Annotated in this window: 15 protein-coding genes and 1 riboswitch; of the genes, 7 read left to right on the top strand and 8 right to left on the bottom strand. The window is 62.3% G+C overall.

The genetic code is table 11. The annotated features are described in order from the left end of the window. Positions 1-9: 9 nt before the first annotated feature. The 3 genes from IEV38_RS03185 to IEV38_RS03175 form a co-directional block, all read right to left on the bottom strand. Positions 10-666, bottom strand: coding sequence for an HD domain-containing protein (locus IEV38_RS03185; protein ID WP_188394694.1), 657 nt, complete (start codon positions 664-666; stop codon positions 10-12). Continuing rightward, positions 663-3032 (bottom strand): mechanosensitive ion channel domain-containing protein, encoded by a 2370-nt coding sequence (locus tag IEV38_RS03180; protein ID WP_188394693.1) that lies wholly within the window; start codon positions 3030-3032, stop codon positions 663-665. Before IEV38_RS03180 ends, IEV38_RS03185 begins: the two co-directional genes overlap by 4 nt. A gap of 289 nt (positions 3033-3321) precedes the next feature. Further along, entirely contained in the window at positions 3322-3876 is a 555-nt protein-coding gene (locus IEV38_RS03175; RefSeq protein WP_188394692.1) for a hypothetical protein, read from the bottom strand. A 397-nt stretch (positions 3877-4273) separates the two neighbouring features. On the opposite strand from IEV38_RS03175, the gene IEV38_RS03170 reads away from it, so the two are divergent. Then, positions 4274-4996, top strand: a complete 723-nt coding sequence (locus IEV38_RS03170) for a response regulator (RefSeq protein WP_188394691.1) — start codon at positions 4274-4276, stop codon at positions 4994-4996. Continuing rightward, positions 4993-6387, top strand: a complete 1395-nt coding sequence (locus tag IEV38_RS03165) for an ATP-binding protein (protein WP_188394690.1) — start codon at positions 4993-4995, stop codon at positions 6385-6387. Before IEV38_RS03170 ends, IEV38_RS03165 begins: the two co-directional genes overlap by 4 nt. 34 nt (positions 6388-6421) lie before the next feature. On the opposite strand, the gene IEV38_RS03160 is transcribed toward IEV38_RS03165, so the two are convergent. The 5 genes from IEV38_RS03160 to ahpC form a co-directional block, all read right to left on the bottom strand. Next, the gene (locus IEV38_RS03160; RefSeq protein ID WP_188394689.1) at positions 6422-6646 is read right to left on the bottom strand and encodes a hypothetical protein; all 225 of its coding nucleotides are present in this window, start codon (positions 6644-6646) and stop codon (positions 6422-6424) included. 99 nt (positions 6647-6745) lie between these two features. After that, positions 6746-8581 carry a methyl-accepting chemotaxis protein gene (locus IEV38_RS03155; RefSeq protein WP_188394688.1) on the bottom strand — a complete coding sequence of 612 codons (1836 nt, stop codon included), beginning with the start codon at positions 8579-8581 and terminating at the stop codon, positions 6746-6748. Between the two features lie 194 nt (positions 8582-8775). Beyond that, positions 8776-9516 (bottom strand): OmpW/AlkL family protein, encoded by a 741-nt coding sequence (locus IEV38_RS03150; RefSeq protein WP_229728520.1) that lies wholly within the window; start codon positions 9514-9516, stop codon positions 8776-8778. A gap of 382 nt (positions 9517-9898) precedes the next feature. Further along, positions 9899-11494 (bottom strand): alkyl hydroperoxide reductase subunit F, encoded by a 1596-nt coding sequence (gene ahpF, locus IEV38_RS03145; protein WP_188394687.1) that lies wholly within the window; start codon positions 11492-11494, stop codon positions 9899-9901. Between the two features lie 88 nt (positions 11495-11582). Then, positions 11583-12146 carry an alkyl hydroperoxide reductase subunit C gene (ahpC, locus tag IEV38_RS03140; protein ID WP_188394686.1) on the bottom strand — a complete coding sequence of 188 codons (564 nt, stop codon included), beginning with the start codon at positions 12144-12146 and terminating at the stop codon, positions 11583-11585. A 323-nt stretch (positions 12147-12469) separates the two neighbouring features. Here ahpC and IEV38_RS03135 point away from each other — a divergent pair, with 323 nt between their 5' ends. From IEV38_RS03135 to IEV38_RS03115, 5 genes are all read left to right on the top strand, one after another. Beyond that, positions 12470-13258: a class II aldolase/adducin family protein gene (locus tag IEV38_RS03135; RefSeq protein ID WP_188394685.1), complete on the top strand. Its 789-nt coding sequence runs from the start codon at positions 12470-12472 to the stop codon at positions 13256-13258. Between the two features lie 80 nt (positions 13259-13338). Further along, a complete protein-coding gene (locus IEV38_RS03130; protein WP_188394684.1) occupies positions 13339-13527 on the top strand; it encodes a 4-oxalocrotonate tautomerase in 189 nt (62 codons plus the stop codon). Between the two features lie 197 nt (positions 13528-13724). Beyond that, entirely contained in the window at positions 13725-14213 is a 489-nt protein-coding gene (locus IEV38_RS03125; protein WP_188394683.1) for a GreA/GreB family elongation factor, read from the top strand. A 60-nt stretch (positions 14214-14273) separates the two neighbouring features. Beyond that, complete coding sequence (locus tag IEV38_RS03120) at positions 14274-14660, top strand: hypothetical protein (protein ID WP_188394682.1); 387 nt, start codon at positions 14274-14276, stop codon at positions 14658-14660. 231 nt (positions 14661-14891) lie between these two features. Next, positions 14892-14991: riboswitch (TPP riboswitch) on the top strand. 75 nt (positions 14992-15066) lie between these two features. Beyond that, positions 15067-17223, top strand: a complete 2157-nt coding sequence (locus IEV38_RS03115) for a TonB-dependent siderophore receptor (protein ID WP_188394681.1) — start codon at positions 15067-15069, stop codon at positions 17221-17223. The last annotated feature ends 23 nt before the right edge of the window (positions 17224-17246 follow it).

Below are 17246 nucleotides of genomic sequence, written 5' to 3'. Positions count from 1 at the left end.
GCCTTGCTCTCAACGCCATTCGGCGACAAAGACGCTGCGGAATTGCCGCAGCCACGCCAATCTTTCTTCTCCCAATCTTCTTCCGGCCTGTGTCTGCATGGTGGCGGGCAGCTTTGCCAGCTTGGCCTCGATGTGGTCGAGTGCGTACGCCCGGTCATCCAGTACACGTTGCTGCGCCAGCGGATCGGTGCCATGGGCCAGGGCCGATTCCATGCGGCCGGCGGTATAGAACAGGCGTGCCAGCCCGACTGCGCCGAGCGCATCGAGACGGTCGGCATCCTGCACGATCTGCGCCTCAACGGTGGTGGGTGTGATCGCGGCGGAGAAGCTGTGCGCCTCGATGGCATGTGCCACCTGCGGCAGCCGATCGGCGGGAAAACCTGCGGCGTGCAGCATTTCGCCGGCGCGTCGGGCGGCGAGCCGAGAGGCCTGTGCGCGCTGCGGATGGTTCTTGGGCAGGTTGACGATGTCGTGCAGGTAGCAGGCGGCTTGCACCACCAGCGCATCGGCATGCGGATGGTCTTGCAGCAGGATTTGCGCGGTTTTCCATACGCGGTGCAAATGATGGATGTCGTGCGCGCCATCTTCCTGCTTCTCGGTGCCGGCGAGCGCGACCAGGCGCGTGGCCCAGTCGTTCGCGTTGTCGGTTGCGCTGTTCATCTTCATGCAGCACCGCCGGCCGGCATGACCGGCAGCGTCGGGATCGTGCCATCCTTTTCCTGATGGAAGGACAACACGGTGTGCGGGTAGGGTAGCTCGATGCCGGCGGCGTCGAAATACTGTTTCACCAATCGGTTGAAGGCGCGTTGCACAGGCCACTGCATGCCGGGCTTGGTCTTGATCAGCACGCGGATGTTGTAGCCGCGTTCGTGCAGCGAGGTCACGCCCGGGATGGAAATGTCTTCCAGCACGGCATCGGCCATTTCCGCATCCTGCATGAGTTCGTTGAAGGCATTGCGCAGCTCGGCCATCGCATCATCGACATTCTCGCGATAGGCGATCGCGTACTCGCCGTAGTGATACGAGAAGTCGCGCGTGTGATTGGATACCTTGTCCACCGACGAGAACGGGATCATGTGGAAACCGCCATCCAGCGTGCGGATGCCGACCGAGCGGATCGTGATCTTCTCGACCGTGCCGAAGATGCCGGCCACCTCGACCACGTCGTTCTGGTTCATGCCGTTCTCGAGCTGGATGAAAACGCCGGTGATGACGTCCTGCACCAGCTTCTGCGCGCCGAAGCCGATCGCCAGGCCGACCACGCCGGCGCCCGCGATCAGCGGTGCAATGTCGATGCCGATCTGCGACAGCACGACCAGGATGGTCAGCGTCACGATCACTACCAGCGCGGCATTGCGGAACAGCGCCAGCAGCGTCTTCTCGCGCTCGCTCGGCGCGCGCAGACCGACCGGGCTCAGTCGGTGTTCGATGATGCTGGCGATGGTGGTCCAGATCAGTGCGGCGATCACGAGGATGATGGCGACGTGCACGGTGGCGATGATGACCGCGCTGCCGCGGTCGGACGCGATCCACGCGCCGAGGTTGAAGGCGCGCCACGCGTCGAGCACTACCAGCGTCACCACCATCAGGTTCAGCACGTGGAAGCCCTTGAGTGCCGGCGGCACGTAGGAATTGATGCGCGATTCCAGCATCGGCAGGCGCTTGCGCAGATCGTCGGACAGGCGGATGCGCCGCGCCAGGATGGACGAGGCCACGGTCGACAGCAGCAGGCCGATGCCGATCGCGATCAGCGTCTGCAGCGTGGCTTCGGCCATGAAGGGCAGCGCATCGTGCGGCGCGATCTGGCTGACGATCAGCAGCACCGTGAAATAGACGATGGCCAGCGTATGCCAGACGCGCGCGAGAATGCGTATCAGCGTCGAGAAAAAGCTGGTCGAGGTAGTTGCGGCATAGGCTTCGAGGTTCTCGCGCACCGTCTTGCGGTTGATGCGAATGGTGTTGATCGCATGGATATAAACGGCCAGCATGATGACGATGCCGAGCAGATGGCCGATGGTGGGCGAGACGATGGTCTTCACCAGCGGCACCAGCACCATGATGCCGTAGCCCATGATGCCGATCACGCGCTCCAGCCAGGTGCACCAGTAGCGCGCAATATCGTCGCTCATGGTGAACAGGCGCAGACGGTCGAAACGCGGCGAGAACACGCCGCGTACCAGTGCCTTGACGATTTCGACGGCGACGAAGGTATTGACGAACAGCGATGCAATGGTGGAAATCTGCTCCGGCTCGCCGATACCGAACAGGCCGACCGCATAGCCGACGGCACCCGCCAGCACGATTGCCACCGTATCGACGACCATCGCAAAGATGATGGCGACCGACTTGCGATACAGCTCGGAGCCGACGAAGCGCGCCGATTCACCGGCCGTGTCGGGATGCGGTACGGCGGGTGCGGCCGTGATCCATCTGTTGCTGCGTGCATAGATGCGCGCCGCGATGGCACGGAAGAACAGGAAGGAGACGATGGTGGCGAACATGACCAGCAGCAGGTCCGGCAGGATCAGGCGCCATGCGTGCGACAGCCGGTTGTCCAGTCCTTCCACGGTTTCGTCGCGGGTTCCCATGGCGCGCACGGAGGCGAGTGCTTCGGAGAAATCTGCGCTGACGCTGCCGATGAAATTCTGGATGCCGTCGGCGATATTGCGCGAGAAGAGCACATTGCTGTCCTGCCCAATCGGTGCCGATCGCACATTGTTGTCATCCACAGGAGGCGTTGCTGCCTGTTTCGATTCGGCAGGCGTGGCGGTTGCCGGTGCCGCTTGTGCGGCCAGGGAGCGCAGTTCGGCGATCAGTTGCTTGCGGGTCGCTTCGGTTTCCAGCAGATCCGCCAGTGCCGAGTAGGAGGTTGTGACGCCCGAGGTGCCAGCTTGCGGAGTGTCCGTGTTCTGCGCGAGGGCGGTGGACAGCGATAGCGCCAGCAGCAACGCCAGCACGAAGCCCGGCAGGTGACGCAGAAAGGGATGGGAGAGGGATGGGTGCATGTTGCGGTGATGAGAGAACGAACTCAAACCGGTTTCCTCCACAGAGCGGATGTTGATGGATCGGATGACACCTCGTGTCGGCGACGATATCGCAGGAAGTTCAGCGGCGGATGGTACGAGCCAGGATCCGCATTCTGCTGCAGTGCGGTGGCGCCGTGGGCGCCGAACGGGATGAAGCGGTCATCCCGCGAAAGATGGTGCTGGAAATTCCCTGGAACGATCGGCGATCGGCCGATCGGGAGCGACATTGCTGGCCATCATGATACCAGCCGCATCCGCATGTTCCAAATCGCGGGGCTGCGTCTATCACTCTAGGTCATGCCGGATTGGCGATCAACCAATAGCCGACGCCGCTGTCATTGCGCAGGCCGTAGCGGACGTGGTCGACAAAGCGTTGCGGAAAGGGATGGGCGTCCGATGAGGCACTGACTTCCTGCAGCATGGCCGTTGCGGTGGCAACGCTCTGCTCGCGCGGCAGACGGGGATTGGTGGCGCTCATGACGATCTCGGCGAGTATCAGCAGCTTCTTGCGGTCGGCGTCCGCATCGCTGCCATTCACCAGTGCCGTCACGCTCGTGATGCGGCCGCTTTCCTTGGAAATGCCGGCCGTGAGCGACATGCCGGCACCGAACACCTGCTGAAAGTAGTCATGCACGGCGCCATGCCGGACGTCGATGTGATCGATGCGGAAAGCGCTGCCGTGCCGGCGCGCCGCGGCGTTGAACGCATCGGCAAACTCTTGCGCATCGAAGGCAAAGGCTGGCTCCGACAGCAGCGCGTGCCGCTGTGCCGCTTCGCCGGTCCTGATGTCGTCGCTGTTGTTGCAGGCGACCATGCACAGGGCAAGCAGGACGCAGGCTGTCTTTCTCATGTCTCCTCCGCCCCTTCCTGTACCGCCGGTACGGAGGGTGTTTTCTGGAAGGCGGCTTCTTTGTGCCGCGGTAATGAAAGATTACACCAGCCGGAGCCTGGAAAGGTGAAGCGCAGGTGTCATGAAGGCAGTTCGCCGGTGACGGTGAATCAAGGAGCCGCGCTTCTTCGCATCCGGAGTTCGGACGTGTTGACGTGCATGGCAATAGACCTTTTGTAGGATAATGATTTGCGGCCATGCATCAGATCATGCAGTGGTTGCGCAGCCGGCTCGGCGTTATTCGAGAGAAATGTAATCGAATGTGTCGGATGCGTCGTGCAACATATTCGATTACAAAAATGCGGCTTGCCTTTCGTGGTTCCGTTCAATCCTGTTGGTTTCCTGCATCCATCCTGCCATGAGTAAATCCGATCATATCCTCGTCGTTGACGACGACCCGGAGATTCGCCAGCTACTGTCCGATTACCTGCAGTCTTCCGACTATCGCGTCTGGACTGCCGCTGACGGCAAGGAGATGCGGCAGGTGCTGGCGACCGTGCAGATCGATCTGATCGTGCTGGATGTGATGATGCCGGACGAGGATGGTTTGGCCCTGTGCCGCGAACTGCGCGTGCGACACGAGACGCCTGTCATCATGCTGACTGCACGCGGTTCGCCGGTGGATCGCATCGTCGGTCTCGAGGTCGGCGCCGACGACTACATGCCCAAGCCCTTCGACCCGCGCGAACTGGTGGCGCGCATCAAGGCAGTGCTGAAGCGTGCGCGCAGCTATCCGTTCCAGAGCGCGCGTGAAGAGCCGGCCTTCATCACCTTCTCCGGCTGGCGGCTCGATACGCGTGCGCGCCAGGTGCAAACGGCGGAAGGTCCCGTCATCTCGCTCGGCAGTTCGGATTACATGGTGCTGCGAACCCTGCTCGACCATGCCAATCGTCCGTTGAGCCGCGAGTATCTGCTCAATAACGTCTATAGCAAGGAAAGCCTGCCCTTCGATCGTTCGATCGACGTTTGCGTCAGCCGCTTGCGCCAGCATCTGGAAGAAAACCCGCGCCATCCGGCCCTGATCCGTACCGTGCGCAATACCGGCTACATGCTGACCGCCGAAGTCGCCATCGAACAATGAAACGGCTCTGGCCACGTTCGCTGACGGGTCGGCTGGTCATCATCATGGTGATCGGCATGCTGGCGGCACAGTTCCTGACCGGCACCATCTGGTTCGACATGCGCTATGGCAAGGCGATGGAAGTGCCGACGCGCCTGGTTGCGAGTGAGCTCGCGATGCGCATCCGTCTGCTGCAGGCGGCGCCACCCGATCAGCGCTCCGCCATCCTGCAGAGTCTGAACGAACCGCGCTTCAGCATGCGCGAGATTGCGCAGCCCACGGAAAGATTGCCCGCGCTCGAAACGCATCATGCGGCCATCACGCAGATGTTCGATCACGTGCTGGAGCAGCAGGTCGGTCAGCCCTTGCAGACACGCTTCCTCAAGGCCGAGCTGCAGACCGACCAGGGCGGCAAGAACGATTTCCTGTCCCTCTTCCGCGACAACTTCCCTTCCGGGCATTTCGTCCTGCAGGTGGAACTGCCGGACCGCCGCTGGCTGCAGATCGATGCGCAGGAAGGTCAGGCGGGCCTGAGCATGGCGCCGATGACGGCGCTCTACGATTACCTGATGCGCATCTATGTCCTGCGCATCGTCGCCATCGTGCTGATTGCGCTGGTGGTGGTGCGGCTGGTCATGCAGCCGCTGAAGAAACTCGCCAACGCGGCCGAGCGGCTCGGCGAGAACATCCATAGCCCGCCGCTGGACGTCACCGGTCCGGTGGAAGTGCGGCAGGCGGCACAGGCATTCAACATGATGCAGCGCAAGCTCATCGACAGCATCGCCGAGCGCACGCGCTTTCTGGCAGCGGTCTCGCACGATCTGCGTTCGCCGATCACGCGCATGAAGCTGCGTACCGAGATGCTCGGCGACGAAGCGGCACGCGAGAAATTCCGCAAGGACCTCGACGAGATGGAAGCCATGGTCACTTCCACCCTGCACTTCGTGCGCAACATTGACAGCGACGAGCAGTTGCGCAGCGTCGATATCGATACCCTGCTCGACAGCCTGCGGCTGGATGCCGAGGAAATCGGCGCCCATGTCGTCGTCGTCGGCAGCGCGGCACCGATTCCCGGCTATGCGCGCAGTCTGCGCCGCTGTCTGCAGAACCTGCTGGAGAACGCCATCCGTTATGGCGAACAGGCGCGCATCGACGTCATCGACAATGCGGAAAACCTGCGTATCGTCATCAGCGATCGCGGTCCGGGCATTCCGCCGGACATGCTCGAGCAGGTGATGGAACCCTTCATGCGGGTGGAAGGTTCGCGCAATCCGAAGACCGGTGGCTTCGGCCTCGGCCTGAGCATTGCGCGCACCGTGGCGCAGGCGCACCATGGCGCGCTGACGCTGCGCAATCGGGAAGGTGGCGGGCTTGACGCCATTCTCGATCTGCCGCGCCGTTCACACGGCTGAAGGTGCGCGGAAGGAAGTCGCTGGGCGCGTGGAATTATTTCGGGAAGATCTCGAACGCTTCGCCGACCTTGAGCGCCACCAGATCGTAGAGCGAATGCCGCGGTTCCGGCCCCGCGCGCTCGAAGCCTTCGACGGTATCCGGCACCACGCCGTCGGGCGGCGGCACGAACTGCATCCATTCCTCGTAGCCCGGATGCTCCTTGAGGTTGCGATTGAGTTCGTCGAGGAACTCCTGCGTGCTCAATTTCTTGATGGCCATGATCGCCTCCTTCGGGAATAGTGGTGCAATCAGCTTAGCACGACGCGTGTGGTTCGTTGGTGGGCTGAGGCACGAAGAACGGTAATCGGCGCTCTTCCGTCAGGTCTTGTAAACGCCACAGCCGACGATCATGTCCTGATACCGGTCCAGATACATGGACTTGGCCTCGATCTGCTTGCTGATCGGGTTGAGGAACATGTAATCCTGCCAGCCCTTGCCGCGTTCCTCGATGATGGCGATGCGTTCGCGCACGAACAGGTTGCCGGCGCCGTCCTTGGCGTCGATCAGGTCTTTCCCGATCAGCGACTCGTTGGCGCCGTGGGCCAGGTTCCTGCCCTGCATGTCATAGACGACCACGTACAGATCGCGGTCGCAGAACGGGCCGAGCTTGTTGTTGATGTCGGCAAACGCTTTTTCTATGCCCTGCTCGCGCATGGCATCGATGGCTTTTTCCACCATCTCGAGTGCTTCCTGTTGCGAACCGTGGCTGCCGCTCTTGATCTTGAAGACGTCGACCACGTTCTTCAGTTCGGCGGTCTGGTTCTGCAGGGCGTCGGCTGCCGCCGCGGCCTGTTCGACCAGCGCGGCGTTCTGCTGCGTGACCTGATCCATCTGGGCGATGGCTTCGTTGACCTGTTCGATGCCGATGCTCTGTTCGCGGCTGGCATTGCTGATTTCTTCCATGATGGCATCGACGCGCTGGATGCTGGCGACGACTTCCCGCATGGTTGAGCCGGCATGCGCGACGAGCTTGCCACCATCCTGCACGCGCCTTGCGGAATCCTCGATCAGCGTCTTGATCTCCTTGGCGGCGGCCGAGCTGCGCTGCGCCAGGTTGCGCACCTCGCCTGCCACCACCGCGAAGCCGCGCCCCTGTTCGCCGGCGCGGGCCGCTTCGACGGCAGCGTTGAGCGCGAGGATGTTGGTCTGGAACGCGATGCCGTCGATGACGCCGATGATATCGACGATACGGCGCGAGGACTGGTCGATCGCTTCCATCGTATGCACGACCTCGCCGACCACTTCGCCGCCCTTGACTGCCACTTCCGATGCGGTGCGCGCGAGGCGATTGGCTTCGGTGGCATTGCCGGCGTTGCCCTTGACGGTGGAAGTCATCTGTTCCATCGCGGAGGCGGTTTCCTCCAGCGAGCCGGCCTGCTGTTCGGTGCGTGACGACAGGTCCAGGTTGCCGGCGGCAATCTCGCCGGTGGCGGTCGTCAGCCTTTCCGTGCCCTGCCGGATGTGCCAGACGACGTTGGCCAGTCCCTGGCCGATGCTGTTGACGGCGCCGAGCAGCTGGCCCATTTCGTCATGGCGGCGATGTTCGACGCGCGTGGTCAGATCGCCGGTGGCAAGCTGGCGCGCCAGCAGCGTGGCCTGGCGCAAGGGGGCGCCTATGTGCCGGCGCAGGCTCAGATGCAGCACGGTCATGATGAGGATCAGCGCGAGCAGCGCGCCGCCGGCAAGCATCAGGTAGCGGGAATGCGCGTCGCCCGTGAATTCGTCGGCTACGGTGTCGCCGACGATGGTCCAGTTGCGATCCGCCACATGGGTGACTGCTGCCAGGTGCACGGGTTTGCCGGCCGGCTGGTAATGCAGCATGCCTTCCTTCTGCTGCAACAGCGCCTGATAGGGAAGTCCGTCCGACTGCGCTGGCGGCAGCTTGCCGTCTTCCAGCACGATGTAAGCACCGGTCTGACCGACCTTCAGTGTCTGCAAACGCGCGCGCAGCGTGCCAAGGTCGGAGGAGGTCGCTGCGGCCAGTTTTGCCTGCGCGATGATGGCATCGGCTGCCTGGCGTTCGATCGCGGCGACGGTGGTGCGGTTGCCGACGAACAGCAGGCCGCCCACCAGCAGTACGAGCAAGGGGAAAAGGGTCAGGAAGAGCCGGGCGCCGATACCCAGCCTCGAAAGTGTGCGTGCAAGGGCCTGCATGATGATGTCTCCTGGTCAGCGGTCTGTGCCGCGGATTTCATTCTTCTGAGAAACATCATACCCAGATAAGGCTGGCTGGCACACCCATGAGCGGGCGCGGCACTGTTAAATCTTGTTGTACGACACGAAAGGTGTGGCGAACGGCCGACAAAAACGGCCGCACAAGGCGGCCGCGGGAAGGCGGGGAAACGGGGTCAGAAGCGATAGCCGATCGACAGGAAGCCCACGTAGGGATCGAGCGTCAGATTGGTGTTGTGGCGACTGATGACGGTGCCGGCGGCATTGCGGCCGATGATCTCGGCATCGGTGTCGAGCGGAATATAGGACAGCGAGAAGCCGATCGACCATTTTTCGTTGAGGCTGTAGTTGACGCCGACATTGGCAACCGGCGCCCACGACGAGCTCAGGTTGGCGGTCGCCGTGCCGGTGCCGCCCGTGACCAGTCCCTGCAGGGATGGCGACAGGTTGACGCTCGAGTACCAGACGTGGGTGACGCCCACGCCGACATAGGGACGCCATTTCTGTGTGGGTTCGCCGAAGTGCCATTTGGCAACGATGGCGGGACTCCATTGCTTGGCGGTGCCGAGCCGGCCGAGCGGCGCCAGCGTGCCGCTGCCGTCGAGCTTGAACTTGGGCGGCACGCCGGCGTCGAGCGTGAGCGAGAAGTGATCGGTCAGATAGCGCGTATAGGCGATGCCCAGCGTGTCGGCACTGCCGACGGAAGAGCCGCTGCCGGCATAGGTGAACGATGGCGGTGGCGAAGTGCGGGTCAGCGGCTGGCTCGAATCGTCGGTATACAAGTGGAACCAGCCGACGTTGAAGACATTGCTTCCGGCGGTCTGTGCCGAGGCCGGTGAGGCCAGCATGGCAAGCGCGGAAAATGCAGACAGCGTGGAGAAGGCGGCAAAGCGGGACATGCTGGATGGACTGGACATCTTCATCATGATCTCCTCAGTGTTGTTGTGTACCTTCAGGCGAAGGTTGCCGTAAGCGTGTTCATTGTGCAGCAACTTGCCGGGAAGTTGAATCGCTGTTTGCAAAAAATGAGGATGCTTGCCTGCATCAATGTGACGTAGCGAACAGAGCGGCGCGACAGGTCCATGATTTCATGACCTCATTCATCCATTTGGAGGGAAGTCATATGTATATCGGAATAGGAACATTGCTCGTCATCATCGTGCTGGTCTTGCTGCTGCGCTGAGCCGCTTTCCCTGCGACAGGCCGGCGTTGTCATGCACCGGCCGTGCTGTCGCACGTTGGACCAAAAAGAAAAGCCGCATTGCTGCGGCTTTTTTCGTTTCAGGCTGACGAGGCGTATCAGGCAGGAATGGTCTCGCCGCTCTTGGTGGCGACGATGTCGTCGTCGACCGAGCTGCGGATCAGATGGTCGAAGGCCGACAGCGATGCCTTCGCGCCTTCGCCGACCGCGATCACGATCTGCTTGTAGGGCACCGTCGTCACGTCGCCGGCAGCGAATACGCCCGGCACCGAGGTGCGGCCGTGTGCATCGACCTCGATCTCGCCGTGGCGCGACAGCGCCACCGTGCCCTTCAGCCATTCGGTGTTCGGCACCAGGCCGATCTGGATGAACACGCCTTCCAGTTCGACCGTTTTGGTCTCTTCGGACTTGCGGTCCGTGTAGACGATGCCGTTGACACGCTTGCCGTCGCCGGTGATCTCGGTAGTCTGCGCCGAGGTGATCACGGTGACATTGGCCAGGCTGTAGAGCTTCTTCTGCAGCACGGCGTCGGCGCGCAGTTCGGGTGCGAACTCGAATAGCGTCACATGGCCGACGATACCGGCCAGATCGATCGCCGCTTCCACGCCCGAGTTGCCGCCGCCGATCACGGCCACGCGCTTGCCCTTGAACAGCGGCCCGTCGCAATGCGGGCAATAGGCCACGCCGTGGTTGCGATACTCGGCTTCGCCCGGTACGTCGATGGTTCTCCAGCGCGCGCCGGTGGCGAGGATCACAGTCTTGCTCTTGAGCGAAGCGCCGTTCTTGAGCTTGATCTCGATCGTCTTGCCCGGCACCAGCTCGGCTGCCTGCTGGACGTTCATGATATCGACGTCATAGGCACGCACGTGCTGCTCGAGCGCGACGGCGAATTTCGGGCCGTCGGTTTCCTGTACCGAGACGAAGTTTTCGATCGACAGCGTATCGAGCACCTGGCCGCCGAAACGTTCTGCAACGACACCGGTACGGATGCCTTTGCGCGCGGCATAGATCGCCGCTGCCGCACCGGCCGGACCGCCACCGACGATCAACACGTCGAACGGGTCCTTCTTGCTCAGTTCGGCCGCCTTGCGGGTATCGCCACCCTTGTCGATCTTGGCCAGGATCTGTTCGATGCTGACGCGGCCCGACTCGAAGGGTTCGCCGTTCAGGAAGGTGGTTGGCACCGCCATGATGTCGCGTTGCTTGACTTCGTCCTGGAACAGGCCGCCGTCGATCGTCACGGCACGGATGCGCGGGTTGAGCAGCGCCATGACGTTCAGCGCCTGCACCACTTCCGGGCAGTTATGGCACGACAGCGACATATAGGTCTCGAAGACGTAGTCGCCATCCAGGTTGCGGATCTGCTCGGCGACCGATTCTTCGATCTTCAGCGGGTGGCCGCCTGTCTGCAACAGGGCGAGCACCAGCGAGGTGAATTCGTGGCCCATCGGAATCGCGGCGAACTGAATGCCTGCGTGTGCGTCCGGGCGCTTGATGACAAAGGAGGGTTTGCGTTCGTCGTCATCGGTGCGTTCGATCAGCGTGATCTTGTTGCTGAGCACGACGATTTCCTGCAGGAGCTCCTGCAGTTCGCGCGACTTGTCGCTGCCATCGAGCGATGCAACGATCTCGATCGGCTGCACGATCTTCTCCAAATAAGCCTGCAATTGGGTTTTGAGATTGGCATCCAACATGATGGTCCCTGCTTTCTTTACGGTTTGATAAAGGTCCTGCATGTCCGGGCCACGCGGCCCGGACATTTGCTGCTACTGCGGTCGAGACTTAGATCTTGCCGACGAGGTCGAGCGAAGGAGCGATGGTTTTTTCGCCTTCTTTCCACTTGGCCGGGCAGACTTCGTTCGGATGCTCGGCAACGTACTTGGCTGCCTTCAGCTTGCGAACGGTTTCCGAAACGTCGCGTGCGATCGCGTTGTCGTGGATTTCCAGGGTCTTGATGACGCCTTCCGGATTGATGACGAAGGTGCCGCGCAGAGCCAGGCCGTCTTCAGGAATGTGCACGCCGAACGCGTTGGTCAGCTTGTGGGTCGGATCGCCGACCAGCGGGAACTTGGCTTTGCCGACGGCTGGCGAGGTTTCGTGCCAGACCTTGTGCGAGAAGTGGGTGTCGGTCGTGACGATATAGACTTCGGCGCCCAGTTTCTGGAATTCTGCGTAGTTGTCAGCTGCATCTTCGATTTCGGTCGGGCAGTTGAAGGTGAAGGCGGCCGGCATGAAGATCAGCACGGACCATTTGCCTTTCAGCGATTGCTCGGTGACTTCGATGAACTTGCCGTTATGGAAAGCCTGGGCCTTGAAAGGTTGCACTTGCGTATTGATAAGGGACATGTCGTATTTCCTTACTGGGTTGATGAAAAAGAAGTGATAGCTCGAATCTTAAAGGCATCTCAATCATTTGTATAATTGATTTACTTTAAATTTTCGATTTGTTTTCACTATCGAATAGCGGTGAGTCGGCCAAAAGCGAATAGCGAACGGGCTATTATGCAGGCTTCTGCCGCTTTGAGCAGGAAGCGCACGATTCCTTGCCTCCTTGGTGCTGCCTTTGCAGGATACGCAAGGAATGTGACGGCTTTATAATCTGGGTCTGTCTAATCTGGGTCTGTCTCGTCGATTCAAGTCCGCTCTGCGGAAGTCTTAAGGTTTTTGCCATGTCCGCCTCCCCGTTTGCCCTGTCTTCCGCTTCGTCCTCCGCTCAGGCGCCCGCCGACATCAGCGCCACCGAGTGGCAGGTGCGCGTCGATCTGGCTGCCTGCTACCGCTTGGCCGCGCTCAAGAACTGGGACGACCTGATCTACACGCACATCTCGGCCACCGTGCCGGGCGAGGAAGGCCGCTTCCTGATCAATCCCTTCGGTTGGCACTTCGACGAGATCACGGCGTCCAGCCTGGTCAAGATCGACATCCACGGCAACATCATCGGCGACCAGTCGGCACGCGTGAATGTGACCGGCTTTGCGATCCACGGCGCGGTCCATGCGGCGCGCCCGGATGCGATGTGCGTCATGCACCTGCACAACGAGAACGGCGTGGCGGTCGGCATGCAGCAGGGCGGCCTGCTGCCGCTGTCGCAGCATGCGCTGCGCTTTTACGAACAGATCGGCTATCACGACTACGAAGGGCTGGCGCTGTCGGCCGCCGAACAGGACCGCCTGATCGCCAACCTCGGCGACTACCCGGCCATGCTGCTGCGCAATCACGGCACGCTGATCGCCGGCCGTACCGTGGCCGAGGCCTACACGCTGATGGATACGCTCGACAAGGCCTGCTCGTTCCAGCTCAAGGCGCAGGCCGGCGGCGGAGCGCTCAACGTGCCGCCGCCCGAGGTCTGCGCCAAGACCTACCGCGAACTGCTCGGCGACGGCTCGCCCGAGGGCATCCTCGAATGGCCGGCGCTGCTGCGCAAGCTCGACGCGGTGTCGCCCGCTTATCGGGACTAAGCATTTAGTCTCGTCCGATTTCGGCGCCCTGCGCCATCGTTTTCAATTTCCCCCCATTCAGACCATAGAAAGGAAAAATCATGCCTACCATCAACGTCCAGCTCTTCGAAGGCCGTACCGTCGAACAGAAGCGCGCCTTCGTCAAGGCCGTGACCGAAGCCACCGTCGCCACGCTTGGTTCGAGCGCGGAGTCGGTCGATATCATCATCCAGGACGTCAAGCGCGAAGACTGGGCCACCGGCGGCAAGCTCTGGTCCGACGCATCCTGACCGGAGTCGGCATCCGCCGCTCCTTCCGCATTTCCCTGTGCCGGCGACACCATGCAACCACGGCGTCGCCGGCAGCTTGTCCCTCCCCAATCTCCAGTCGTCGGCCCTGTCCCCACGCAAGCACGCGTGTGTGATGCATCGTACCGATCGCTTCGTCCTTTCCGCGCTATTCTGATCATCGACTACACGGAGGCATCATGAACAAGGCTTTCGTCAAGGAATCCGGCAACGACGATACCGTCGTGCCGCTACCGGAAATGCCGGCCGGCGTGCGCAACTACATCACGCCGGCCGGCTATCGCCGGCTGCAGCAGGAATGGCAGCAACTGCACGACGAGCGCGATGCCGATGGTGGGCCGGCGCAGGCCGAACGCGAGCAGCGCATGCACTATCTGCAATCGCGCCTGGACATGGCCGAAGTCGTCGATCCCGGCATCCACGAAGACGGCGGGCGCATTTTCTTCGGCGCCCATGTACGATACGAGGACGAGGCAGGACAGGCGCACGAGGTGCACATCGTCGGCCTCGACGAGATCGATCCGGCGCACGGCCGCGTCAGCTGGCTGTCGCCGGTGGCGCAGGCGCTGCTTGGCAGCGAGGAGGGCGACAGCGTGACGCTCGAGGGTCCCGATGGCGAAGAGGAATTGACGGTGCTGCGCGTGCAGTATCCGCGTCAGGACGGTTGAACGCGCGGCAGCGCCGTGTGTCTGATCGACATCATCACCGCAAGCGAGAAGGAGTTTCTCATGGCACATTCTCCGAAGAAGGAATCGATTGCCGAGCGCAAGGAAGAGGCGGCAAAGAATGCCCATGTGACGCCCGAGCATGCCTCGCGCGAGGAACACGCGCTGGATGACGCATTGGTCGATACCTTTCCGGCCAGCGATCCGGTGCCGGTCGGTGCCAGCGAGCCGCAGGCGGATATCGATACCGACAGCGTGATCGAGGAACTGCTCGACGACGCCATCGAAATGAGTTTCCCGGCCAGCGATCCGATTGCAGTCGATGCGGACATCACCCGCATCGAACACATACCGGCATCCGCCGATGCGCGCGAAGATCACCAGAACCGCAACGCGATCAAGGAGCGCGGCAAGGCTGCGTCCGCTGCAAAAAAGAGCCGCGATGCCTAGCGTCGCTCGGCCGGCGCTGTCCGCCTAGCGGACAGGCGCGCTGATGGTGCGGCGTCGCGCGGTTGCAACATCCGCGCACGCGCCGGACCACCCCTCTTTTTTCTTCCTTCCCTCTCTTATCGCACTGCTGCGCTGCATGCACGGCGCCGCGTCATTTGTCGGCAAGTCCTTCCCGCGCGCAGGGTCAAGCACGCACAACCTTGGCTTTCGCGATGTTCGATGCTAGTATGCGGCCCACGCTAGGGGTCCTGAAGACGCAGTCTTCGGGTGAGATGAAACCCTTGAACCTGACCTGGATAATGCCAGCGTAGGGAAGCGCAAAAAGTCCACCCGGGTTTCGTCCTGCACCGACGCTTTGTTCATTCCTCCGCACGCATGTCCTCAACGCGAGCGAGTGAGCAAACCAATGTCCGTCCTTCCTTTCCGTCACAAACTGATCGTCCTGGCCGTCGCCTGTGCATTGTCGCCTGCGGCTTTCGCGCAGCAGGCCGATTCTTCCGACAACGTGCTGCCGACCGTGGTGGTGACTTCGGCGCCGGCCGACGGCATCGCGCGCAACGCCGCCATCGGCGGCTTCTCGGAAGCGCCGCTGCGCGAGACGCCGGCCTCGATCAGCGTCGTCACGCACGAGCAGATGCAGGAGCGCAGCATCCGCACCGCCACCGACGCCGTCAAGTACGACGCCAGCGTGCAGAACTCGTACAACGCGGTCGGCCTGTCCGACTGGTTCGCGATCCGCGGCTTCACGCTCGACATGGGCAGCAACTATCGCAAGGACGGCATGGTGATCCTCGCCCACTCGGCGATCCCGATGGAGAACAAGGAACGCTTCGAGATCCTCAAGGGACTGGCCGGCCTGCAGGCCGGTGTGGCCTCGTCCGGCGGCATCCTCAATTACGTGACTAAGCGTCCGACCGACGAGCCGCTGCGCTCGGCGACCTTCGAGGTGCGCGAGCGCGGCACGGTCTATGGCGCGGTTGACCTCGGCGGCCGTACCGAGGACAAGCGCTTCGGCTACCGCATCAATGCCGCAGCGGAAGACATCAAGTCCTATGTGCACGGCTCGGATGGCAATCGCCGCTTCGTCTCGGGCGCCTTCGACTGGCGCCTGAGTCCGCGCGCGCTGCTGTCGATCGACATGGACTATCAGCACAAGTCGCAGCTGACGGTGCCCGGCTTCCAGCTGCTTGGCGACGACCACGTGATCCCGACCGGCGTCAGTGGCAAGACCATGCTCAACAACCAGTCGTGGAGCCTGCCCGTCACCGACGACACCAACAACCTCGGCATCAAGTTCGAATACGAACTCAACGACAACTGGCGCACCACGCTGCAGGCCAATCGCTTCGAGCTGCGGCGCGACGACGCGGTGGCGCTGGCCTCGGGCTGCCCGGCCACGAATGCACCGGTCGGCTATTGCGCCAACGGCGACTTCGGCCTGTACGACCTGCGGCGCGACAACGACAAGCGCACCGTGACCACCGCGCAAGCCCTGCTGCAGGGACGCTTCGCGACCGGCGGTGTGCGCCACGACCTGACGACCGGCATCTCGACCCTGAGCCGCCGCGACAACTTTGCCGAATACCTGTTCACGCCGGCCGACGGTCCGGGCAATATCTGGAGCGGCGTGCAGCGCGGCGTGACGCTGCTGCCGACCGAACCGGTCGCCCTGCGTCGCAAGGACGAGGAGCGCTCGGTGTTCGTGCAGGACGTGCTGACGCTCAACGAGCAATTCAAGCTGCATGCGGGCGTGCGCTATACCGAGGTCGATCGCGTGCAGTTCGATGCCAGCGGCACCGAGATCCGCAACACCGACAAGGGATTCGTGCTGCCAAACGTGGCGCTGGTCTATAGCCCGCGCGCCGATCTCTCGCTGTATGCGACGTATGCACAGGGACTGGAACCGGGCGGCGAAGTCCCGGCCGGCAATCCGAACGCCGAGTCGGTGCTCGATCCCAACAAATCCAAGCAGGTGGAAATCGGCATCAAGACCGACCTGACGCCCGACATCAGCGTGGCGGCCGCACTGTTCCAGATCAAGCGCGACAACGAATACCTGAATCCGACCGGTATGTATGTGGTCGCCGGCAAGCAAGTGCATCGGGGTCTGGAGCTGTCGGCGCAGGGACGCGCCACGCGCAATCTGCTGATGGGCGCGAGCTTCACCGCATTGCAGGCGAAGATGGAAGGCACGGGTGACGCCAATGTCGAAGGCAAGCGTGTCGGCAACGTGCCCAGGTTCAAGTCGGCCGTGTTTGCCGACTACACGCTGCCGCAGCTGCCGGCCCTGGGCCTGAACGCGACCTGGATCTATTCGAGCAGCAAGGTGTTCGCGCCCAACAGCGAGATCGCTGCGCTCAACAAGCGTGTTGACGGTTACCACGTGCTGAACCTCGGCGCGCGTTACCGCACCAAGTTCGGCGATACCGCCACCACGCTGCGCTTCGGTGTCGATAACGTGTTCGACAAGTTTTACTGGGGCGATGCCGCCAATGCCTTCGGCGGCTACCTGATCCCGGGCGCGCCGCGCGTGTTCCGCCTGTCGGCGCAGTTCGATTTCTGATCGGTAGCGACGGTCACAAAAAA

Source organism: Oxalicibacterium flavum (genome assembly GCF_014635065.1).
GTDB lineage: Bacteria > Pseudomonadota > Gammaproteobacteria > Burkholderiales > Burkholderiaceae_D > Oxalicibacterium > Oxalicibacterium flavum.
This window is presented reverse-complemented; position numbering and strand designations above follow the sequence as displayed.